General features: G+C 46.3%; 15 protein-coding genes and 1 pseudogene. 7 read left to right on the top strand and 9 right to left on the bottom strand.

Annotation, left to right across the window (positions count from 1 at the left end):
- Positions 1-13 precede the first annotated feature (13 nt).
- The 8 genes from ICN40_RS11010 to ICN40_RS11045 all read right to left on the bottom strand — a co-directional run bounded on the left by ICN40_RS11010 (position 14) and on the right by ICN40_RS11045 (position 8,326).
- Positions 14-1,369: a TRAP transporter large permease gene (locus ICN40_RS11010; RefSeq protein ID WP_072583796.1), complete on the bottom strand. Its 1,356-nt coding sequence runs from the start codon at positions 1,367-1,369 to the stop codon at positions 14-16.
- A gap of 1 nt (position 1,370) precedes the next feature.
- A complete protein-coding gene (locus ICN40_RS11015) occupies positions 1,371-1,889 on the bottom strand; it encodes a TRAP transporter small permease (RefSeq protein WP_255561313.1) in 519 nt (172 codons plus the stop codon).
- Between the two features lies 1 nt (position 1,890).
- The gene (gene dctP, locus ICN40_RS11020) at positions 1,891-2,925 is read right to left on the bottom strand and encodes a TRAP transporter substrate-binding protein DctP (protein WP_216243956.1); all 1,035 of its coding nucleotides are present in this window, start codon (positions 2,923-2,925) and stop codon (positions 1,891-1,893) included.
- A gap of 142 nt (positions 2,926-3,067) precedes the next feature.
- Positions 3,068-4,372, bottom strand: a complete 1,305-nt coding sequence (locus ICN40_RS11025) for a malonyl-CoA decarboxylase domain-containing protein (protein ID WP_216243958.1) — start codon at positions 4,370-4,372, stop codon at positions 3,068-3,070.
- A 138-nt stretch (positions 4,373-4,510) separates the two neighbouring features.
- Complete coding sequence (locus ICN40_RS11030) at positions 4,511-5,419, bottom strand: LysR substrate-binding domain-containing protein (protein ID WP_216243960.1); 909 nt, start codon at positions 5,417-5,419, stop codon at positions 4,511-4,513.
- Positions 5,420-5,426: 7 nt separating this feature from the next.
- Positions 5,427-6,215, bottom strand: coding sequence for a prolipoprotein diacylglyceryl transferase (lgt, locus tag ICN40_RS11035; RefSeq protein WP_216243962.1), 789 nt, complete (start codon positions 6,213-6,215; stop codon positions 5,427-5,429).
- A gap of 14 nt (positions 6,216-6,229) precedes the next feature.
- Positions 6,230-6,694 (bottom strand): DNA polymerase III subunit chi, encoded by a 465-nt coding sequence (locus ICN40_RS11040; RefSeq protein ID WP_216243964.1) that lies wholly within the window; start codon positions 6,692-6,694, stop codon positions 6,230-6,232.
- Between the two features lie 27 nt (positions 6,695-6,721).
- Positions 6,722-8,326 (bottom strand): leucyl aminopeptidase, encoded by a 1,605-nt coding sequence (locus tag ICN40_RS11045; protein ID WP_374222791.1) that lies wholly within the window; start codon positions 8,324-8,326, stop codon positions 6,722-6,724.
- 164 nt (positions 8,327-8,490) lie between these two features.
- Here ICN40_RS11045 and lptF point away from each other — a divergent pair, with 164 nt between their 5' ends.
- From lptF to ICN40_RS11060, 3 genes are all read left to right on the top strand, one after another.
- The gene (gene lptF / locus ICN40_RS11050; protein WP_216243967.1) at positions 8,491-9,606 is read left to right on the top strand and encodes an LPS export ABC transporter permease LptF; all 1,116 of its coding nucleotides are present in this window, start codon (positions 8,491-8,493) and stop codon (positions 9,604-9,606) included.
- Positions 9,603-10,757 carry an LPS export ABC transporter permease LptG gene (lptG, locus tag ICN40_RS11055; RefSeq protein WP_216243969.1) on the top strand — a complete coding sequence of 385 codons (1,155 nt, stop codon included), beginning with the start codon at positions 9,603-9,605 and terminating at the stop codon, positions 10,755-10,757. Before lptF ends, lptG begins: the two co-directional genes overlap by 4 nt.
- A gap of 62 nt (positions 10,758-10,819) precedes the next feature.
- Positions 10,820-11,761 carry a CysB family HTH-type transcriptional regulator gene (locus ICN40_RS11060; protein WP_216243970.1) on the top strand — a complete coding sequence of 314 codons (942 nt, stop codon included), beginning with the start codon at positions 10,820-10,822 and terminating at the stop codon, positions 11,759-11,761.
- Positions 11,762-12,199: 438 nt separating this feature from the next.
- Here the strand turns inward: ICN40_RS11060 and ICN40_RS11065 are convergent.
- Positions 12,200-12,582 (bottom strand): annotated as a pseudogene (locus ICN40_RS11065) (hypothetical protein).
- Positions 12,583-12,784: 202 nt separating this feature from the next.
- Here ICN40_RS11065 and ICN40_RS11070 point away from each other — a divergent pair.
- Genes ICN40_RS11070 through ICN40_RS11085 form a run of 4 tightly spaced genes read left to right on the top strand, consistent with a single transcriptional unit; the run spans position 12,785 to position 22,151 of the window.
- A complete protein-coding gene (locus ICN40_RS11070; RefSeq protein WP_255561314.1) occupies positions 12,785-14,353 on the top strand; it encodes an efflux RND transporter periplasmic adaptor subunit in 1,569 nt (522 codons plus the stop codon).
- 21 nt (positions 14,354-14,374) lie between these two features.
- A complete protein-coding gene (locus ICN40_RS11075) occupies positions 14,375-17,461 on the top strand; it encodes an MdtB/MuxB family multidrug efflux RND transporter permease subunit (protein ID WP_216243972.1) in 3,087 nt (1,028 codons plus the stop codon).
- Positions 17,462-17,484: 23 nt separating this feature from the next.
- Positions 17,485-20,643, top strand: a complete 3,159-nt coding sequence (locus tag ICN40_RS11080) for an efflux RND transporter permease subunit (protein WP_216243974.1) — start codon at positions 17,485-17,487, stop codon at positions 20,641-20,643.
- Positions 20,640-22,151, top strand: coding sequence for an efflux transporter outer membrane subunit (locus tag ICN40_RS11085; protein ID WP_071467232.1), 1,512 nt, complete (start codon positions 20,640-20,642; stop codon positions 22,149-22,151). Before ICN40_RS11080 ends, ICN40_RS11085 begins: the two co-directional genes overlap by 4 nt.
- The last annotated feature ends 519 nt before the right edge of the window (positions 22,152-22,670 follow it).

Consider the following 22,670-nt stretch of genomic DNA (forward strand, 5'->3'; position numbering starts at 1 on the left):
ATTCCTTGATTTCTTAAACTAGAGGCGCACCCATTACCCAATTAGATAATCCAGTGGCGATTTCTGGGAATGCGCAAAGCAATACAACAGAAAAAAGCATGATGAATACAAATGGCATCACGCCGTAGATGATTTCACGCAAGGTGATATCAGGGGCAATATTCTTAATAACGAAAATATTCAAGCCAACTGGTGGATGAATTAAGCCCGTTTCCATCACAATAGTCATCACCACGCCAAACCAGATTAAATCAAAGCCAGCGGCACGCAGAGGTGGCAAGAAAATTGGCGAAGTCATCAAAATAATCGAGACAGGTGGCAAGAAGAATCCTAGGACGATCACCATTAGTAGAATGGCTCCCAATAGCACCCATCTGGAAGTATTTAGATCAACAATTGCCTGTGCAGCAGACTGACTTAAATGCAAGTAACTCATCACATTTGCAAATAAGAGGGACATGCCAATGATGAACATCAACATCGCGGATTCGCGGATCGTGACATCTAATAATGGGTACAGGTCCTTGAAACGCCACATCTTATAAATCACTGCAATTAATAGAAATGCAAAGACTGCGCCCAAGCCCGCTGTTTCAGCAGGCGTTGCATATCCTCCGTACAAGGCAACCATTACACCGATCAATAAAACTAAGAAAGGCAGCACTCTAGGCAATGAGCTCATTTTTTGCTGAATGGTGTAGGTTTGACGCTCCAATATGGGCGTAGAAACCTTAGTCACGGCATAAGCTTCGTAAGCGCTGGTGTACTCTTTACGGAAGCGATAGACCGTGTAGACGGAAAAGAATATGACCAACATGACGCCAGGGCCAATAGCCGCCAAGAATAAGCGCCCCAATGATTGCTCTGCTGCCACAGAATACAAAATCATGGTGATTGAAGGTGGCAATAAAATTCCCAAGGTGCCGCCAGCAGCAATAATGCCTGCTGCAAAACCTGGAGAGTAGCCACGCTTACGCATCTCAGGAATGCCTGCGCTACCAATTGCAGAGCAGGTTGCAGGGCTAGATCCGGCCATAGCAGCAAACAGCGCACAAGCAAATACGTTCGCAACTCCTAAGCCGCCAGGTATCTTACCCATCCATACATGAAGAGCATCATACAAATCCTTGCCCGCACGTGAACGGCCAATAGCAGCACCTTTCAAGATAAACAATGGTATGGACATCAAAGTAATGCTGGACATTTCCTCATACACGTTCTGCGCAACCGTATCCAATGATGAAGCAGGCATGAAGAAATACATAAAAATAATTGCAACAATACCTAAAGCAAAAGCAATTGAAATCCCTGAAAACATAATCACCAGGGTTACAAAAGCAAATAAAAGACCAATGGTAAGAATAGACATATTAGTGACCCCCACTCACAACATCAGTAGCGATCGTTTTTCTGATGAAAATTTGTAGAAATAGTTGAAATGTGAGCAATGCCATGCCAGCAAACATCATTGAATAGGGAATCCACAAAGGGGGGGCCCATGTGGAGTTAGTTACTTGACCATCTACCCATGCTTCCTGAAGCAAATCCCAAGTTTTCGTAGAAAAAAAGGCAAAAAATAGGCAGGAAATCACATCAATAACAATTCCGCGCACTTTATTAACTGGGTGAGGCAACAGACCCTCAATGGCGGAAATTCCTATATGGCCACGCCTCTCTTGCACATATGAACTGCAGAGAAAAGTTACGCCCACCAAGCAAAATAGAGCAGCTTCATCTTGCCAGTCGTTCGCCGTATGAAATAAACCACGAGACATAACGCTGTAACTCAGAATGAGAGCTGCGGCCATCAGGGCGAGTGAGCCCAGTAACACCAAGAATTTATTCACTGCCGACATCACTCTGTCGGCAGCCTCTAGAATCAACATCATTTTATGAAATCTTCTCTGCCGAGCGCATCATTGCAGCACAAGTTTCATTACGCTCGGAGAATTCTTTCCAAGCAGAATTTTTAGCTACTGCCTTCCATTTATCAACTACCGACGTATCCATTTCAAAAACCTTGTTGCCGGCCTTAGCAAATGCAATAGCTGCATCAATATCATCCAATTTGGCCTGTTCGGTACCAAATTTTTCCATATCCGCTCCGACCGCCATAATGACGTCGCGTTGTTTTGGTGTTAAAGAATCAAACACCGTTTTTGACATCATGAGCGGCTCTAACATATACCAATAGGATTTATTTTTGGCGGAAGTAAAGTTTTTAGTTAACTCCGCAAGCTTGAATGACATTAAGCTTGCCGATGATGTGTATGCTGCCTCTAGTGAGCCAGTTTGCACGGCCTGATAAATCTCATTTGAAGGAATCGAGGTCATTACGGATGCACCTGCTGCCTTAAGCATGGCATCAAATTCACGACTGCCACCCCTCACCTTAACGCCTTTAACGTCGTCCGGAACCACGATAGGACCAGAACGTGTAGCAACGCCACCAGCCTGCCACACCCAACTAACAATCACAATACCCTTGGACTCCATGACCTTATTCAAGATCTTGCCAACTTCAGCATTTTTCCACTTAGCGCCTTGTTCATAGCTAGTAACTAGCGCTGGCATTAGACCAATGTTAGCCTCAACAACTTCTCCACCCGCATAAGGCATTGGGTAGAAACTAAAGTCAAGGGCGCCTTTACGGAGAGCGCTAAATTGAGCATTTGTTTTCATTAATGAGGATTGCGGATAAACGTCGAACTTCAATTCGCCGTTTGTTTTTTTAGTGACCTCTTCACCGAACTTCTTACATAAGCGATCACGGAAGTCTGTGCCACTTGGAAATTGGTGAGAAATCTTTAAACTTTTGGCGCCTGATTGAGCAAACGCGCTCAGATCGTAACCAGCAAGGGATGCTCCAGCCGCACCCAGCAACAATGTGCGACGCAATTGAGAAATTTCTTTTGAATCTGTCATGTTCATCTCCTAAATGACTATTATTTTTCTACTTACAACTGTGGATACTGCCAGTTTTGTGACCGCTGGCTTATTCATGTTCCATTCTAAAGCGAATACTCTGTGAATTCTGCTTTAGCGTCTCCTCTACTAAATTTCTTACTTAGGGCTGCATTAAACGACCAACCGCACGGGAATAATCAATTTCACCCCGGGTAAATCGCTCATGATTTTCCTCAACAGCCGAAAGATCATATAAATAATTAACCATAAGTGCCGCGGACTGTCGTAAACCCTTGCGAGAAAGGTCTCCAGCCCAGTTAATCTGATGAAGCTTGGCGCCGTTGCCCAAGTGAAACTTGGCAACCGGGTTACCGTTACGGCCAGCAGAACCTAAACCCAAGTAAATACTTGCGAGGCATAGTAAAGCGGCCTTTTCTTTTTCATTAGCATTGTCTGGATGCCAGCCAGCACTTAAGCGCTCAGACCAAGAGCGATTAGCAAGTCCAAGGACCTCCAGGGATTGCTCACGAGCTGTGCGAACTGCCGGCTTGAGTTGGGTACCTGTCTTTTCGCTGCCAATATCTGCACCAGCTGCGACCCAGTCAATGAAGCCTGGAATTGGAGAAAGCGTCACAAAGGTTTTGAGACCAGGAAATTCTGCATGTAACTGTTCGGCAACGCGCTTAATCAAGAAATTACCCATTGAAACACCGCGCAGGCCTGGCTCGCAGTTACTAATAGAATAAAAAGCAGCCACTTTATATTGTGAAGTTTGATGAACTGTCTCTGCCTTCTTATCTACCAAAGGCGTGATCACAGCGGGAATTTCTGGCAAAAGCGCTACTTCAACGAAAATCAAAGGCTCGTTTGGAAGCTGCGGGTGAAAGAAGGCAAAACATCTACGATCAGGCTGCAAGCGGCGGCGCAGGTCATCCCAACCATCAATTGCGTGCACAGCCTCATGCTGAATCAGTTTTTCCAGAACCTCGGCAGGCGACTTCCAATCCACCCGATGCATCTTTAAAAATCCTGGGTTAAACCAAGAAGACAAGAGGTGACGCAAGTCAAAATCAACTGCTGTTAACTCCGGCTGCTTTTCAAGTAATTGCAACAGATCACGACGCATACCTACAAGCGCAGCAGTTCCATTGGTTGCACGATTAAGTCGACGAAACAATTCCTGCCTCGGAGGCTCAGTCACGCGTTGTAATTTAATGTAATTACGCGCACTTGCTTCTGCTGAAAAATTTTGCGCAGCAGCCATGACCGCAGCAGCATCAGGATTGAGTTTTTCAAATAGAAAATTAAAAAATTTAGAGTGTTGATCTTTAGAGAGCTTGCGATAGTTGTGGATCACATCATTAGCCATGCTGACGGCATTCGATTCGCCGCGCTCGGAAATGAGTCGATTAACCGCGCCGGTAACGCGGGAAAAGTAACGGGCTTTTGCTAGCTTTTCAAGCATGTGTATCTCTCAAAGAATTCAACCCAAAGGGTGGCGGGTTGATTACTAATGTATAGCTGAGCCATACCTGAATCAATTAATGAAAGTATATATTCATTAACTTTAAGTTAATGAATTAGCTAGCGCGTTAAGCCAGGTTTAGAAATTATTGCGATGCATCATGCGGGTTTCAGCCGCTAGAGCGAGGATATTGGGGTTTGATTCATTAGCCTGGAGGTACATTAGGGCAATATGTTGGGTTGCCTGATATTTTGGCAATAACGGGGTAAATTCAATCGCATCCCCCATTAATGCCTTCACCCTACCGGGCAACAAAGATCTTCCCAGGTCCCCGGAGACCATATTCATTAAAGAAAAGATATCACCCACCTTCATAACTACATTGGGGGCAAATCCAGCCAACTGGAAAGCCTCATAAAACCCTGAGGTGGTGGCAAAACCATCTTGAAGGGTTAAAAATTTCTCATTTTGGTACTCGGATAAATCAATATTAGCTTCGGCTGGCTTATTGTTTTTTGAGGAAGCTAAAAACAACTGGTCCTCAAAAAGAGGGACTACCTGAACACCCTCCGGAAGATCTCTTGTAGGAACTGCCATGACTACTGCATCTACATTTCCCTCGCCGAGCCTTTTCATCAAGTCCTCATTAGATCCCAGATACAAATCAATATCCAAATCAGGTCTACGAATTTTGGTACCCATAATGACTCTAGGAATAATATTGGCCGTCAAAGAGTACATTGACCCCAGGCGAATTTGCCCGCTCTCGACACCGGCTTTTGCTCTCGTCTTTTTGAGAACACGATCTACGTCAGCCAATAAATCAGCACTTGCTTCAGCCAAATAAATAGCTGCCGGCAAAGCTTTTAACTGGCGTCCATCTTTTACAAATAGGGCGCACCCTATTCCGGATTCCAGGGAATGCAATGCCTTGTGAATACTGACTGAACTTAAATGCAACTCTTCCGCTGTTTTTGAAAGACTGCCGGTCCGAATAAACGAGCACAATACTTCTAATTTTCGAAGTGTTAGCTCTTCATTTAGCATGAGCTAATTATTGACTCTTGGATTTAAATGCAGTCATGAGATAGAGGCCAAACAATATCATTGGCACACACAACCACTGACCCATAGATAAACCCAAGCCTAGAAGGCCCAAGAAGGAATCGGGCTCACGCGCATACTCCGCCAAGAAGCGGCAAATACCGTAACCCAACATGAAAAATCCAGATATCTGGCCAACACATCTTGGCTTGCCTGCATAAATCCAAAGCGCAATACCCAGGAGTACACCTTCACCAAGCAGTTGATAAATCTGTGATGGATGGCGTGGCACAGAATCGACTAAAGGAAAAATCATCGCCCATGGAAGATCGGTAGGTCTACCCCATAACTCGCCATTAATAAAGTTCCCCAGTCGACCAAAAGCCAGGCCAAAGGGAACTAGCGGAGCAACCAAATCACTCACGACAAAAAAAGTAGTCTTATGCTTTTTAGCGAACCAGTAAAGCGCAACTAGCACACCTAACAAACCACCATGAAAAGACATGCCGCCTTCCCATATCTTAAAAATACTCAAAGGGTGAGTTAGATAGAAGCCTGGCATATAAAACAAGGTGTAGCCCAAACGACCGCCTAACACGACGCCCAGAACGCCGGCAAACAGGAGATCCTCAAGATCTTTATAGGTCCAACCTAGGGATTGATAACGTGGTGATTTAATGCGTAAGCGACCCAGAAGCAAAAATTGAACGAAGGCCATTAAATACATCAAGCCATACCAATGAATTGCAAAAGATCCAATACGAATTGCTGCAGGGTCAAACTGTGGATGAATCAACATGGGTATTGGGATCGTTAGCTTTTGGATTGGTCGAAATTATGCAACTCGTGGCCCAACTCTCGATAGGCTTTAAAACGCTCGCGCCCTGCTAATCGCTCTGTTTCATTCACAGTAACTACCTCAACGATTCTGGGAAAGCGCGCAACCAAGGCCGGCACATCAGCAGGCATACGCATTCCCAAATGAATCATGACATCAGCATGGGGAATATCTATCAGGGCTGGGGAAGCAAAGTCATCCGTGAGTACTATTGGGGTTTCAGCTGCAGCTTCTTCCTCAATAAAACAATGCGGCAAGAAATCAGCACTGCTAAACGCCCAAAGAAGCTCGTTCAACTTTTTCAGATCTGCTTTCTCACCCACCATCACAATATTGCGGACTGGCTCACCTTCAGGCGTAGCACTCCAAATCTTACGCGTAAGGCGACAAGCATATTCCAGCTTATCACTCACATTGCTATGAAAATCAATTCGAGCCATTCAATATTTATCCAAGATCTAAAGCGCTCACTTGCGCTCGAGCAAGAAGTTCACCAAGAGGGGCACAGGACGACCGGTAGAGCCTTTGGCAGCGCCACTCTTCCATGCGGTACCAGCAATGTCTAAGTGAGCCCATTTGTATTTCTCGGTGAAGCGAGACAAGAAGCAAGCCGCTGTCACGCTGCCAGCTGGACGACCACCAATGTTGGCAACATCTGCAAAATTAGATTTGAGCTGCTCATGGTAAGCCGCATCCAAAGGCAAACGCCATACCGTATCCAAAGAAGCATGACCCGCTTTAGTCAATTCACTTACCAAGCTCTCGTCGTCAGAAAACAAACCGCTATGCACATGACCCAAAGCAATCACGCAAGCGCCTGTTAAGGTGGCAACGTCAATCACTGCCGCCGGCTTAAAGCGCTCTACATAAGTCAGCGCATCACACAGAATTAAGCGACCTTCTGCATCGGTGTTGAGAACCTCAATGGTCTGCCCAGACATACTCTTCACAATATCGCCAGGACGTGTTGCTTGGCCTGATGGCATATTTTCACAAGTAGGAACTACGCCAATCACGTTCTTCTTTAACTTCATTAAAGCAACGGAGTACATCGTACCGATCACTGAAGCTGCGCCACACATGTCGTACTTCATTTCATCCATGGCTTCACCTGGCTTTAATGAAATTCCACCAGTATCAAAAGTGATGCCCTTGCCCACCAAAACAATCGGAGCCTCTCCTGCTTTGCCACCTTGATGTTTCATCACAATAAATTGCGGCGGGGTAGCAGATCCTTTGGCAACGGATAAGAATGAGCCCATTCCCAAGGCCTCAATTTGTTTGAGCCCAAGTACATCCACTTTCAAAGCAGTCTTTTTACTTAAGCCCTGCGCGGCCTTACCGAGGTAAGTTGGTGTACAGATGTTTGGAGGAAGGTTACCCAAATCCTTCGCCAGATTCATACCCTCCACCATAGCTACGCCCTGCTCTACCGCAGGCTTCAGTTCTTTAGCGCAGGCATCGTTACCTGCAAAGACGAGATGCTTAAATGTGTCTACTTTATCTTTTACTTTGAATTTCATAGCGGGCTGACGCACGCCAAAACGATAAGCTTGGTCGCCAGCGTATTGAACAGTAAGGCGAACCTCTTCGGCAATAAAGTCAGCTTTGTGTGCAAGCGCAAAACTTGGTGTAAACCAAAGCGCACTTTCAATGGATCCGCCACTTAAGACCTTCAAAGCTGCGCGAGCAACTTTGGAATAAGTAGTCAAACTCCGTTCGCTAGCAAGATGTACATCACCCAGAGCAACGAGTAATACTCGTTTTGCCTTAACCCCATTAGTGGACCAAGATTTTTCTGCGCGTAGCATGCATACGGAAGCTTGCTTGGAATCTAAATCCCCAACAAGATTGGCATGATTGACTGAGCCTCCGAGCAAAAGATCTAGCTCTAGCAAAAATCCCGCTTTTGCCTTGGCGCCCTTAGCACCAGAGAAACTATCAAAATCCGCCTGGGAATATGCCAAAACTAAGCAGTCGGTATTGTGGCTAAGCAAGGATTTGAGGCTAGATTTCTGGAGTTTTAGGCTCTGAAGGTCTGCTTGAGGGAAAATCTTGGTGCTGAATTGAATTGTCATAATCTATTACAGTGTTTTGGTCGCTTCAAAAGGGGGTAATCTGCTAATTTGGGAGGTTTATCCATTATCCTCCGACATGAGAATAACTTCCCTTACCTGCAGCAATATAAGCCATTTACAAGCCCAATAACCCTTCAAGTCCAGACCTATAAATTCTCATGATTTTTAACCAGGCCCTTCGCCGCGAACTCAGTTTTACGACTGGCGGGGTCTTTTTGGTCTTAGTCACCATTATGGTGACCACCTTGGTGATCCGAATTTTGGGTTATGCCGCTAACGGGGCGGTCAATCCAAAAGACGCTCTAGTGTTAATTGCCTTAGCTACCCTGGGTTATCTTGCGGTTCTTTTAACAGTCTCACTATTTGTCGCAACATTAATTGTTCTGGTGCGCTGGTACAAAGATTCTGAAATGATTGTGTGGTTTGCTAGTGGTCTAAGCGTTACCAATCTTATTCGCCCTATCATGCAATTTGCCACGCCGCTCATTATTGTGATCGCGCTCCTGGCTCTTTTTGTGTGGCCCTGGGCCAACCGAGAATCCACTTTAATTAGTCAACGCTTTCAACAACGTGATGACGTATCCATGGTGAGCGCCGGACAATTCAAAGAGTCCGCAAAAGCAGAGCGTGTATTTTTTATTGAAGAGCTCGATGTTGATAAAAGCGAAGTCAAGAATATCTTCGTAGCTGATTCCAAGAATGGTCGGCTGAGCATTGCAGTTTCCCAAACTGGATTTATTCAAAACTCTGCAGGTGGTGAGAAATCCATCGTGATGCATAACGGTAGACGCTATGAGGGGCAACCCACTCAGCCCGATTTCAGAATTCTAGAATTTAACGAATACAGCACCAAGATACGGAGCAAAGAATCATTGGCACCCCCGCCACGTGATCGCGAGAAGACGATCACTGAGCTTTTAAATGACCCTAATCCAGTCTCTATCAGCCCTAATCGCGCTGAGTTACTGTGGCGCATTGGCTTGCCATTAATGGCATTAGGTTTGGTGCTGATTGCAATTCCGCTTGCTTATGTAAACCCTCGCCTGGGCAATTACACTGCGATGTTTTATGCGGTCTTAATTTATTTAATCTATAGCAACTTACTGAACCTGACGCAAAATTTTGTCTCACAAGGCAAGGTCAGTGTATTTGTTGCAATTTGGCCTATTCATTTGCTCGCCCTATTAATTGCGATAGCCTTAATTCGCAATCGTATGAATCCTTCTCTAAAGTGGTGGCGCCGTCAATTGCCCGCTTCAATGGCTACCAAATGAAATTGCTCTTTCCTTTCATTTACGAGCGCTATCTAGCCAAGCAGATTTATGCTGCTTTCGGCTTTATCTTGTTCGCTTTGGTGGCCTTGTTTTTGTTCTTCGATATCTTGAGTGAGTTGGGGTCTGTGCAGGGGGGCTACACGCTTCCTCTAGCGCTACTTCATGTTCTTCTGAAAGCCCCAAGCCGCATTTCAGAAATCATTCCCATTGCAGGTTTGATTGGCAGTATCTATGTGTTTGCAATGCTAGCTAGCCAGTCTGAGTTCACCATTTTGCGCATCGCTGGATTAGACGTTAAACGCGGGCTCATTACTCTCACAAAAATTTCACTTCCATTAATAGCGCTCACACTCATCATGAGTGAATGGGTTGGCCCTTATTCCGAAGCAAAGTCTGACCAGATTCGCATGAAGGCTATGGGCTCAGCCTATACGTCACAATTTAAAACGGGTGTTTGGGTAAAAGATCGCCTACGCGATGAGGATGGCAGCGGGCCCGTGCGTCCAGGAGTGCGCTATGTCAACGTGGGCAAAGTTGACAAGGATAATGAGATTCAAAATATCCGTATGTATGAGTTTGATGACACCTATCATCTTCTCTCAATCCGTAGCGCAGACTCCGGACAGTTTGATGAGACTGGCATTTGGGTTTTAAATGACGTCACCGAAACTCGCTTTAAAGAAACAAAGCAGTCTGACCCACTGAACCCAGTTTTTTCAGCGCAAACTTTTACTCATCCGATTCTCACTTTGGAATCGGAGGTTACACCCCAAATTTTGAATGTGCTTTTAATTAGCCCTGAAAAAATGTCGATCATGAGTTTGGGTCGCTTTATCTCCCACCTTCGTGAAAACAAACAAGATGCGCAGAGACATTCCATCGCCTTCTGGAAGAAAGTGGTTTATCCCTTCACGATTTTTGTGATGCTGACATTAGCCCTTCCGTTTGCATACCTTAAGGTTCGAGCAGGAAGCGTTGGTATTAAAGTGTTTGGCGGAATCATGCTGGGCATGAGCTTCCAGTTATTTAACTCCCTCTTCTCTAACGTAGGGCTCTTGGGTTCTTGGCCAGCACTACTAACAGCGCTGACCCCACCTTTGCTCTACTTCCTTTTGGCGCTATTCGGTTTGCGCTGGGTTTCTAAGGCTTAATACCCAAAAATCATTTAGAATTTGATTCCTATATCATTGTTGATATATAGACAGGAATCCTTATGAATCTCCACCAATTCCGCTTTGTGCGGGAAGCCGTTAGGCAAAACTTCAATTTAACGACCGCAGCTAAGGCCTTATTCACCTCTCAACCAGGAGTTTCTAAGGCCATTATTGAGCTGGAAGATGAGTTAGGCGTGGAGATCTTTCGTCGCCATGGTAAGCGCATTCGCTCCTTGACCGAACCAGGTAAACGTATTTTGAGTTCGATTGAGCGCATCCTCGATGAAGTGGAAACACTGAAGAGAGTAGGTAAAGATTTTGCTAGCCAAGATCAAGGTAGCCTCGTCATTGCCACTACCCATACACAAGCGCGCTACGCACTTCCTAAAGTGCTGACTGAATTTACTAAACGCTTTCCAAAGGTAAAGGTGAGTATTCAGCAAGGTAATCCAGGTCAAATTGCAGAGTTACTCACACATGATCGTGCGGATATTGCGATTGCCACGGAAGGTATCGCCAACACTCCGGGGGTACTGGCCCTGCCGGGCTATCAATGGCAGCACGTACTCATGGTGCCGCTAAGCCATTCCCTTCTCAATCAGGCAACACTTACCCTGGAAGAGATTGCTAAGTACCCAATCATCACCTACGACAAGGCATTTGCTGGTCGTAGCAAGATTGATGCAGCCTTTGCACAAAGAAATATTACGCCCGATATTATTTTGGAAGCGATTGATGCCGACGTCATTAAGACTTATGTAGAAACGGGTATGGGCATTGGTATTGTTGCGGGTCATGCTTATGACCCCGATCGAGATCGCAATCTTAAAGTGATTCCTGCGGGACATTTATTTGGTAACAACGTGACCCATCTTGGCGTCAAACAAGGCGCTTACTTACGCTCATTTGTTTACACCTTCATTGAACTATTCTCACCAACGCTCACCAAGAAGATTGTTGAGCAGGCAATGAATAACGAATCCGAGACTTACGAAATTTAAATAATCTAGGGATGCTCAAGGACTGAACAGTCTTTGAGTGGTGCTCGGGGCGGACTCACAATATAGTTGTAAATAATTGATTTATATAGTTATTTTTAAATCTATTTAGATTACTACCCTCTTATCTACCCTCAATTCAATCCCCCCCATCCTCGAAGGAATTTTGTAATCAAGAGAGGAGTTCTTGGAAATCTAGCGATAGTGATATCGACCTTTATCAAAAAAGTGGGAAAAGAATGCTAATACTGAAAATAAGTTAGAGGCAATAAAGCGGTGTGATTGAACTCATGATTACTCAACCATTAAATTAATTAAAGACATTTAGTCATTAATGCTAATTTATATGTAGTATCTATAACCATGGTGAACTAAAAATGAAGAGCCTCAAAAAATACCCCCTTCTGCTAGCGTTATTGTCGACCAATGTCTTTTCTCAGGCTATTTATGATGCCAATGGGCAATATAAAGGCTATAGCCAATACGATTGACCACGTTTATACCTAAATCTACTAAGGCCAATATTTTGGCAGGATTATTAGTCATGAGCTGCACAGAGGAAATATTTAGCGCACTCAATATCGTTTTAGCGCCTTCATAACTTCGCAGATCAGCATCAAATCCAAAAAGATGGTTGACCTCTACCGAATCAGCCCCATATTCTTGCAGCTCATAAGCTTTGATTTTGTTAATGAGACCAATACCCGCCCTTCTTGATGAAGATAAACGATGGCGCCTCGACCGACTTTAGCGATTTCATACATAGCAGTCTTTAGTTGAGCACCACAATCGCAGCGCAAACTATGAAACACATCCCCCGTCAAACATTCAGAATGCTGTCAAATTCAGCACAAACCTGCTACAACTTAAGCTATATAGTGCTTATTTCGCCAACTGCGTAAGTATTTGCCAATTCGGCAGTCTAATAAAGGTTAAATGCAATCAAATTAGGCTTCTTCAGCCTGATTTTGATGGAGCCAGCTGAATATGGCTACAGCACACTAGGTAGGTCAAAATGTAGGCTCCATGAAAAAATTACTCAAAAAAATTTACTTAGCAATTAGGAATCTAGGAAAACGCGTTGGGCAACTCCCTTTGTGGCCCAAGATCTACCGCTTTTCTAAAGAAAAGCTGTGCTGGGCGTATCAAAAGCTTTGCTCTTGGAACCTCAAACTCACCGCTTATGTTCAGCCCCGATTTGAAAAACTCATCCGCAAGATCAGCAAGAACCCTGATTTTTCATTGGGCGCAAGAGCTACTCAAATATTTGTATATGTAACTCTTTATATCCTATTAAGCGTCCTATGGCATTTCATTGGAGGATTCTTTGAGGACTCCAAAAGCCGTGCCGCTCGGATGCGCCCCGTCTCGGTGGTCACTTCTCCTGTGAAACTAGGACAGATTACCGTCATTCAAACCGCATTGGGTACAGTTACCCCCCGCAACACCGTTACCGTCCATTCACAAGTCAGCGGCACTCTAAGTAAGGTTTTCTTCAAAGAGGGAGATCTAGTAAAGGCCGGTCAATTGTTAGCTCTGATTGATCCACGCGCTTTCGAGGCTAGCCTCAAGCAAGCTGAGGGAACTTTGAATAAGGACAAAGCGCTATTGAATAATGCCGAATTAGACTTGAAACGCTATGACACTCTTTTAAAACAAGATTCGATTTCCCATCAAGTCTATGCGACCCAAAAAGCCTTAGTTCAGCAATACAAGGGCAATGTTCTGACTGACGAGGGCTTGGTCAGTAGTGCTAAATTGCAATTGGAATTCGCCCACATCACCTCACCGATTAATGGTCGCATTGGTTTGCGATTGGTAGATCCAGGCAACTTGGTGCAACCGAGCGACGCAAGCGGTCTGTTCGTTATCACACAGCTCCAGCCTACGACAGTCCTATTCTCAGTTCCTCAGGATGTCATCCCTTCGTTCAAAAAATTCCTGCAAGAGCCACCTCCTCCTGAAACTACGCCCAATGGAGATGCTCAGAAAGTAGAGACTGCTAGCGCCAAGACTGAACCATCTCAAGATCACAAGGGGCGCCATCGCAAGATTAGCCAAGATGCTAGTGTCGAACCTGCAGCAACCTCTGATGCCAGCGCAATACCTGAAAGAGTGATTATTCCCGTGGAAGCCTGGAATGCAGACAATAAGAAAAAATTGGCGACGGGTTATTTAGAAAGTATCGACAACCAAATTGATATCACAACCGGAACTGTTAAATTACGCGCCATCTTCCCCAACGAGGAGATGACCCTCTTTCCAAATCAGTTTGTGAATGTGCGAGTGGTCTTGAATGTGTTATCTGATGTCGTGGTCATCCCCGTTTCCGCCGTTCAGCGTGGCACGCCTGGTACCTTTGTCTATCGACTGAATGTCAATAATTCCGTCTCCGTTGTTCCCATTAAGCTGGGTCCAGTTGATGGAAACAGCGTTCAGGTGGTGGATGGTCTTGCGGCAGGCAATATTGTCGTGGTGGATGGCACCGACAAATTACGTAACGGTGCCAAAGTGATGGCTGGAGAAGCTTCAGCCCCAACATCTGGCAAAGCGCGCTGGCGTGAAGGGCAGAAACAAAAAAATGCTGCGCCATAACGGACTGATGATCAGACTCATATGAATCCTTCGCGGATATTCATTCTTCGCCCGATTGCCACCTCATTACTCATGGTGGCAATTTTATTGGCGGGAATTCTTGCTTATCGCAACCTGCCGATTTCCTCATTGCCACAAGTGGACTACCCTACCATCCAGGTAGTCACTCTTTATCCAGGTGGCAGCCCTGATGTGATGGCTTCCTTGGTAACTGCTCCACTCGAGCGTCAGTTTGGTCAAATGCCAGGACTCAATCAGATGTCCTCCGTTAGTTCAGGTGGTGCATCGGTCATCGTCTTGCAATTTACGCTTGATCTGAATATGGATGTTGCTGAGCAAGAAGTGCAGGCAGCTATCAATGCGGCGAATTCTTTGCTACCAGGAGATTTACCTGCTCCGCCGATTTACAACAAGGTAAATCCTGCTGATACTCCGATTCTGACGCTAGCAATTACATCCCCCACCTTGCCACTGACCCGGGTCGAGGATTTGGTAGACACCCGCTTAGCACAAAAGATTTCCCAGATTCCAGGCGTAGGTCTGGTAAGTATTTCTGGCGGCCAAAGGCCAGCCGTTCGCATCATCGCTAATCCTCGCGCACTTGCTGCCAAAAGCTTAAGCCTGGATGATGTCCGCGTTGCCATTGGCAATGCCAACATTAACTCGGCCAAAGGGAGCTTTGATGGCCCTTATCAATCCTCAACAATTGACGCTAACGATCAGATTAAATCTGCCGAGGGTTATCAGGATCTTATCATCACCTATAACAATGGTACCCCCGTAAGAGTCTCGGATGTGGCAAAAGTCATCAGTGCACCCGAGAATGTTCGCTTAGGCGCTTGGGCCAATAAACAACCCGCTATTATCCTAAATATTCAACGTCAACCTGGAGCCAACGTCATCCAAGTTGTGGATCAAATTAAAAAACTATTGCCGCAACTATCTGCGAGCTTGCCGCAAGCTCTGGAGGTCAAAATTCTCACAGACCGCACAAGCACTATTCGCGCTTCAGTGAATGATGTCCAGATAGAGTTACTCTTTTCTATATTGCTGGTAGTCTTAGTAATTTACGTCTTCTTAAGAAGCGTACCCGCCACCGTAATCCCAAGCGTTGCCGTACCTCTGTCTCTAATGGGGACCTTTGGCATTATGAGCTTGGCAGGCTTCTCACTTAATAATCTATCTCTCATGGCTTTAACGATTGCCACCGGCTTCGTGGTGGATGACGCCATTGTGATGATTGAGAATATTTCACGCTATATCGAAGAAGGTGACAGGCCGCTGGATGCAGCGCTTAAGGGCTCCAAGCAAATTGGCTTCACCATTATCTCGCTGACCATCTCCTTGATTGCGGTGTTGATTCCATTGCTATTTATGGGTGATGTCGTTGGTAGACTCTTTAGAGAATTTGCAGTGACCTTGGCTGTAGCCATCATCATTTCAGCGATAGTCTCTCTCACATTGACGCCCATGATGTGTGCTCTGCTACTTCATCATATTCCCGAGGATCAGCAATCTAGGTTCTACCATTGGAGTGGCGCCCTTTTTGACAAGTTGATTCACAAATACAGCATCGCACTGAATTGGGTATTAGATCGCCAAAAAACCACGCTTAGTGTTGCAGGATTGACTCTGGGCTTAACAATTGTGTTGTATATCTTCATCCCAAAAGGATTCTTTCCAAGCCAAGATACCGGGATGATTCAGGGGATTTCTGAGGCGCCTCAATCGATCTCTTATCAAGCAATGGCCAGTCGCCAACAAGCATTGACCGACATTGTCCTGAAAGATCCGGATGTTGAAAGTCTGTCCTCTTTTATTGGTGTGGATGGCACAAATGCAACCCTGAACAATGGGCGGATGCTGATTAATCTCAAAGCCCACGATCAGCGGGATGACATCAAAACAGTGCTTAGTCGCTTACAAGAAAAAGTGGATCAACTCTCTGATATCAAACTCTATCTTCAGCCCGTCCAAGATCTCACCATTGAGGATCGTGTCAGCAGAACACAGTATCAATTCACACTCGAGGATGCAAATGCAGATGAGTTAAGCGAATGGACACCGAAGATTATTCAAAAGCTCAATTCCCTACCCGAACTTAGTGAGGTAGCGAGTGATCTACAGAATAAGGGTTTGCAGTCTTATATTGATATTGACCGCGATATCGCTGCCCGCCTAGGGGTAACGATTGCCTCCATTGATAACGCTCTGTATAACGCTTATGGTCAACGCCTCATATCCACCATCTTTACCCAAACCAATCAATACCGCGTGGTCTTGCAAGCCAGCCCCAGCGTTGAGGTCGGCCTAAATGCCTTAGACGACATCTATGTTCCTGGTGCCGGTGGCAAGCAAATTCCATTAAGCGTTATTGCCACCATTGAAGAGCGAAATGGCCCGCTTAATATCAATCACCAGGGACAGTTTCCGTCAGCAACAGTGTCATTTAATCTCAGTCGCACAGCCTCTCTGGGGGATGCCGTTCAGGCGATTAACGACGCCGAAAATGAGCTACAAGTCCCTGCCAGCTTAGTCACGCGCTTCCAAGGTGCATCTAAGGCATTCAACGCATCACTGAGCAATACCGTCACCCTAATCTTTGCCGCCATTATTTGTATGTACATCGTTTTGGGCATCCTGTACGAAAGCTATATCCACCCCATTACGATCTTGTCTACCTTGCCATCGGCAGGCGTTGGTGCCCTGCTGGCTCTCATCGTCTCCGGTAATGACCTAGGGATTATTGGCGTCATTGGCATCATCTTGCTGATTGGTATTGTCAAAAAGAACGCCATCATGATGATCGACTTTGCGCTTGAAGCCGAGCGTACCGAGGGCAAATCATCACGTGACGCCATTTATGAGGCCTGCCTACTCCGTTTGCGCCCGATTCTGATGACCACGATGGCAGCCCTACTTGGTGCTTTGCCCCTCATGCTGGGCACTGGGACCGGCTCAGAATTGCGACATCCCCTCGGGATTACTATGGTCGGAGGCTTACTGGTAAGTCAAGTGCTCACCCTCTTCACTACGCCCGTCATTTACTTAGCGTTTAATCAACTCTCGGGTCGCCTTAAGTCGTATCGAGCCAGTCGTCGCGCTTAATCCATGAATACACGAATTTGCAGATGAATATCTCCGCTCCATTTATTCATCGGCCTATTGCCACAACCCTATTGATGATTGCCACAGTGTTGGCAGGCATTACGGCATTTACACTGCTACCGGTTTCGCCCTTACCGCAAGTTGACTTTCCAACGATCTCAGTATCAGCCAGCCTCCCTGGCGCTAGCCCTGAGACTATGGCGGCGACCGTTGCCACTCCGCTTGAGCGCTCTTTAGGCAGAATTGCTGGCGTTACTGAAATGACCTCTACCAGCTCTTTGGGGTCCACACGCATTACCTTGCAATTTGATCTGAACCGAAACATCGACGGTGCAGCAAACGATGTCCAAGCTGCCATCAATGCTGCGCATAGCCTCTTGCCCACCGGCTTACCAAGCAACCCCACCTACCGCAAGGTAAACCCAGCGGATGCCCCCATCATGATTTTGAGTTTGACCTCAGAAACGATGCCGCGCGCACAGCTGTATGATGCCGCCTCCACCATCCTGGCACAAAAACTAGCGCAGTCTAAGGGCATTGGCCAGGTGACAGTGGGAGGTAGTTCCCTACCAGCCGTTCGGGTAGAAATTAACCCCACTCTCATGTCTGCATTAGGCATTGGCTTTGAAGATGTGCGCACTGCCATTGCCGCTTCAAATACCGTACGACCTAAAGGTGTAATTGAAAGTGGCGATCGCGCTTGGCAAGTCGTTGCCAACGATACTTCAAAGACTGCTCAAGACTACATGCCAGTCATTGTGGGTTATCACAATAACGCGCCCATTCGCATTCAAGACATTGCGCAAGTTGTCGACTCTGTTGAAGATCTGCGTAATGGCGGCCTAGCCAACGGCAAGCCCGCCGTACTACTGGTGCTTTGGCGACAACCGGGCGCCAATATCATTGATACAGTTGAAGGTGTAAAAGCACTTCTCCCCCAGCTCAAGGCATCTATTCCGGCGGCAATCAATATGGAGATTGCGCTTGATAGAACACCTACCATCCGCGCCTCACTCAGGGAAGTCGAGCGTACACTGATTTTGTCGGTCATTTTGGTAGTCATGGTGGTATTTCTGTTTCTCGGTAATGTCAGGGCCACCATTATTCCTAGTATTGCGGTGCCTGTTTCACTGATTGGCACATTTGCTGCAATGTATTTATGCGGCTTTTCTCTTAATAACCTCTCACTCATGGCTCTCACAATTGCTACAGGTTTTGTGGTGGATGACGCAATCGTGGTGCTGGAAGTCATTTCACGAAAAATAGAAGATGGAGAGGCGCCCTTTCTGGCTGCGATCTCGGGGGCCCGAGAAGTTGGGTTTACGGTAATCTCCATCAGCGTATCTCTAGTAGCGGTATTCATCCCAATCTTATTAATGGGTGGCATTGTTGGGCGGCTCTTTCGGGAATTTGCTATCACCCTTTCGGTCGCCATTGGCGTCTCTTTAGTAATTTCCCTCACTGCGACACCGATGCTTTGCGCCAGGCTACTCAAGCCTCATGGCACAAAGACAAGCGGCCGCTTCATGCAAGCCGTCGAACGATTTTTTAGCAACGTGAATCAGCGCTACGCCAGTTCACTCGAATACGCGTTAAAGCATAAACGCATGACGATGATGGTTTTATTTTCAGTTATCACCTTAAATGTATATCTCTATATCAGCATCCCCAAGGGATTCTTTCCGCAGCAAGATACCGGCAGAATTGTTGGCAGTATTCAGGCGGACCAAGACATCTCCTTCCAGGCAATGCAGTTAAAGATGGGTCAGTTCATGAGCATCGTGATGCAAGATCCTGATGTTGATAAAGTTGTGAGCTTTAATGGTGGCGGTCAAACCAATACGGGTAGCCTGTTTGTGGCGCTCAAAGCCCTCAGTGACCGACAAGGCAGCATGGACGAAGTGCTTGCTAGATTGAGGCGCAAGCTCAATGCAGTTGCAGGGGCTACCCTCTACCTACAGCCCGTACAAGATATCCGCATTGGTGGAAGACCTAGTAATGCACTGTATCAATTCACCCTCCTTGGTGACAGCCTAGAAGATTTAAGAGCGTGGGGGCCTAAGATTCGCTTTGCCATGACAGATTTGCCAGAGCTAGTGGATGTCAATACCGATGCGCAAGATAAGGGCATGCAGACCACTCTCAATATCAATCATGACACTGCAGCCAAATTAGGGCTCACCACTAATCTCATTGATACAACACTGAACGATGCTTTTGGTCAACGCCAGGTATCCACTATCTTTAACCCCTTAAATCAATATCACGTTGTCATGGAGGTTGCTCCGCAATACTGGCAAAACCCTGATATGCTCAAACAAATTTATGTCAGTACTGCTGCCCCCGCCCCTAACTCGTTTGCTGTAGGTGCAGCGCAATCTATTACGGCAGCAACGATTCCGATCAGCGCCATCCACAGCCCCGGATCTAAAACGACTGGTGGCCAAGTGCCTCTAGCCGCTTTTTCTAGTTATGGTCCTACCAATACACCTTTGGTAGTGAATCACCAAGGTCAATTTACTGCGACCACCATCTCATTTAATCTGCCTGAAGGCGTATCGCTTGGCCAAGCCTCAGAAGCCATTTATGCCATGATGGATCGGCTAAATGTTCCGAATTCTATAAGAGCCAGCTTCCAGGGAGCAGCGAAGGCTTTTCAAGATTCCCTATCGAGTCAACCCTGGTTAATACTGGCCGCCTTCATCACCGTCTACATAGTTTTAGGCATTTTGTATGAGAGCCTGATTCATCCCATCACCATCCTCTCGACCCTACCTTCAGCAGGTGTTGGCGCACTACTGGCGCTGATGATCTTTAATACTGAGTTCAGCATCATTGCGCTAATTGGGGTCATTCTCTTGATTGGCATTGTCAAAAAGAATGCCATCATGATGATTGACTTTGCGATTCACGCCCAAAGAACTGACGGACTCTCGCCGCACGATGCAATCTATAAAGCCTGCTTGCTGCGCTTCCGCCCCATTCTAATGACCACTATGGCAGCCATTCTCGGAGCTGTTCCTTTGGCCATTGGATCCGGGGATGGCGCAGAATTTCATCGGCCGCTTGGTATTTCCATTGTGGGCGGCCTCATCATGAGTCAATTGCTCACGCTATACACAACACCAGTGGTCTATCTTTACATGGAGCGTTTGCGCACCTGGAAATGGAATAAGAAATGAATTCAATACAAAACAATCTTCACCTCAAGACTGCAAAAAAAATTCTGAGTGCCATAGGTCTTTTGGCGATCATGACAAGCTGCATGATGGGCCCCGACTACAGCAAACCTGACAGCGCAACAGCACCCAGCTACAAAGAAACCGACGATAGCAAGAGTGGTAATGGCTGGAAAATTGCACAGCCAAATGAAGCGGGTATGCAAGAAAAATGGTGGGAGATTTACCATGACCCAGACCTCAATCAGCTAATAGATAAGGTCAATGTTGATAATCAAAACATCATTGCCTCCGAAGCCCAGTATCGCCAAGCCACCGCCTTATTAACCCAAGCCCGTGCCGCCCTATTCCCAACTTTGACGATGAACGGCAGCGGTAATCGTGGAACCGTGAACGGCGGAAGCAATGGTAATCTATCTAGCGTTAACCAAACGTTCAACGCCAATGTTGGAGCAAGCTGGGTACCGGATATCTGGGGCCAAGTCAGGCGCAATGTTGAAGCCAGCAAAGATACTGCGCAGGCTTCGGCTGCGCAGGTCGATGCACTTAGACTATCAACCCAGGCTACCCTTGCCCAAACGTATTTCCAACTGCGCATTGCTGACATGCAAATCAAGATGTATGACAGCACCATCAAAACTTATGAAAAATCACTCCAGATTACCCAGAATCAATACAACGCTGGCATCGTTACTCAGCTGGACGTTGCTCAGGCGAGCACCCTCCTAGAGTCGACTGTCGCGCTGGCAATTGATGTCAGCCTATCGAGAGCCCAACTTGAGCATGCGATTGCCGTATTGATTGGGCAGACACCATCCACTTTCTCACTCACGCCACAAATGCTTTCGATTGATCCGGTAACACATTTAGTAGTCAGCCCAGTATCCAAATTGGTGGCTGATTTACCCGATGTTCCAGTGGGGGTGCCATCAACGCTCTTAGAGCGTCGTCCAGATATTGCAGCAGCTGAACGCCAAATGGCTGCAGCCAACGCCAAAATTGGTGTGGCGACAGCCGCCTTCTTCCCTACGCTGACCATCTCTGCCGCAGGTGGGTATCAGGGCGCAGATTTGCCGGGCCTGATCAGTATGCCTTTGCGCTATTGGGCAATTGGACCCGCGATCGCACAGCCTTTATTTGATGGTGGCCTCAGAATCGGCGCATACCAACAAGCTGGCGCAGTCTATGATCAAAACGTCGCGCTCTATCGTCAAACTATTTTGGCAGCATTTCAGAATGTTGAAGACAACTTGGTTGCCCTCAGATTACTGCAAAGTGAGAGTAAGTCACAAGCAAGCGCTGTCAAGCACGCCCAAGATGCAGTGCGCATCAGTGAAAATCAATACAAATCAGGAATTATTACTTACTTGGATGTAGCCACTTCGCAGGCGGCGGAATTATCCAATGAACGAATCCTGATGTCTCTACTTAATCGTCAAATTGCAGCCCATGTTGGTCTAATTACCGCGCTTGGCGGCGGCTGGGACGTCAATCAAATTGCAGATAAATAAATCTGTGCAGATCAATTGCATTTAGAGGGTTGATAGACTTAATTCGGACATGAAATCGACGCGATTGAGATCTTCTTCTTGATGCAGAAATAGCTTTTATGCAAGCAGTACAGAGGCTAACAGCGCAATAGACGTAAGCAATAGAGTTAATTTGCGATGGGCTCTAACCATCACCAAGACATCAGTCCGAGCATGGGATGGCTACTCGCCTTATGCGGTGAAGGGCTGCCAGTCTTGTGTCAACCTATCTTCAAAATTTGCCAATGGGGTCGGGGCTTGAATTTGATCAAGCTTACGCCTGAGATTTTCTTTGGTCTTTACATTTTTTACCTTATACCCCCCCAGTTCTGACTTCCGTTTTAGCTTTGCCCGATACAACAGTTGGCCTAGGCTATTTTTATTCATCCTTAAAGAAATGCCGATTTGCTCGGGTTTGAAAGGTTAACTTTTAGCCATATTTAATACCCCTTTAGGATGAAAATTATCAAAAATCCTCTCTGATGGAGTGGTACTAAAAAT

Source organism: Polynucleobacter sp. Fuers-14, from assembly GCF_018882045.1.
Lineage (GTDB): Bacteria > Pseudomonadota > Gammaproteobacteria > Burkholderiales > Burkholderiaceae > Polynucleobacter.

What these genes read in the sequence shown, in the direction of transcription:
- lptG (WP_216243969.1), top strand. Translation starts at nt 9,603, where the DNA reads ATGAAATTGCTCTTTCCTTTCATTTACGAGCGCTATCTAGCCAAGCAG.
- dctP (WP_216243956.1), bottom strand. Translation starts at nt 2,925, where the DNA reads ATGACAGATTCAAAAGAAATTTCTCAATTGCGTCGCACATTGTTGCTG.
- ICN40_RS11030 (WP_216243960.1), bottom strand. Translation starts at nt 5,419, where the DNA reads ATGCTAAATGAAGAGCTAACACTTCGAAAATTAGAAGTATTGTGCTCG.
- ICN40_RS11070 (WP_255561314.1), top strand. Translation starts at nt 12,785, where the DNA reads ATGAAAAAATTACTCAAAAAAATTTACTTAGCAATTAGGAATCTAGGA.
- ICN40_RS11040 (WP_216243964.1), bottom strand. Translation starts at nt 6,694, where the DNA reads ATGGCTCGAATTGATTTTCATAGCAATGTGAGTGATAAGCTGGAATAT.
- ICN40_RS11025 (WP_216243958.1), bottom strand. Translation starts at nt 4,372, where the DNA reads ATGCTTGAAAAGCTAGCAAAAGCCCGTTACTTTTCCCGCGTTACCGGC.
- lptF (WP_216243967.1), top strand. Translation starts at nt 8,491, where the DNA reads ATGATTTTTAACCAGGCCCTTCGCCGCGAACTCAGTTTTACGACTGGC.
- lgt (WP_216243962.1), bottom strand. Translation starts at nt 6,215, where the DNA reads ATGTTGATTCATCCACAGTTTGACCCTGCAGCAATTCGTATTGGATCT.
- ICN40_RS11075 (WP_216243972.1), top strand. Translation starts at nt 14,375, where the DNA reads ATGAATCCTTCGCGGATATTCATTCTTCGCCCGATTGCCACCTCATTA.
- ICN40_RS11085 (WP_071467232.1), top strand. Translation starts at nt 20,640, where the DNA reads ATGAATTCAATACAAAACAATCTTCACCTCAAGACTGCAAAAAAAATT.
- ICN40_RS11080 (WP_216243974.1), top strand. Translation starts at nt 17,485, where the DNA reads ATGAATATCTCCGCTCCATTTATTCATCGGCCTATTGCCACAACCCTA.
- ICN40_RS11060 (WP_216243970.1), top strand. Translation starts at nt 10,820, where the DNA reads ATGAATCTCCACCAATTCCGCTTTGTGCGGGAAGCCGTTAGGCAAAAC.
- ICN40_RS11010 (WP_072583796.1), bottom strand. Translation starts at nt 1,369, where the DNA reads ATGTCTATTCTTACCATTGGTCTTTTATTTGCTTTTGTAACCCTGGTG.
- ICN40_RS11015 (WP_255561313.1), bottom strand. Translation starts at nt 1,889, where the DNA reads ATGATGTTGATTCTAGAGGCTGCCGACAGAGTGATGTCGGCAGTGAAT.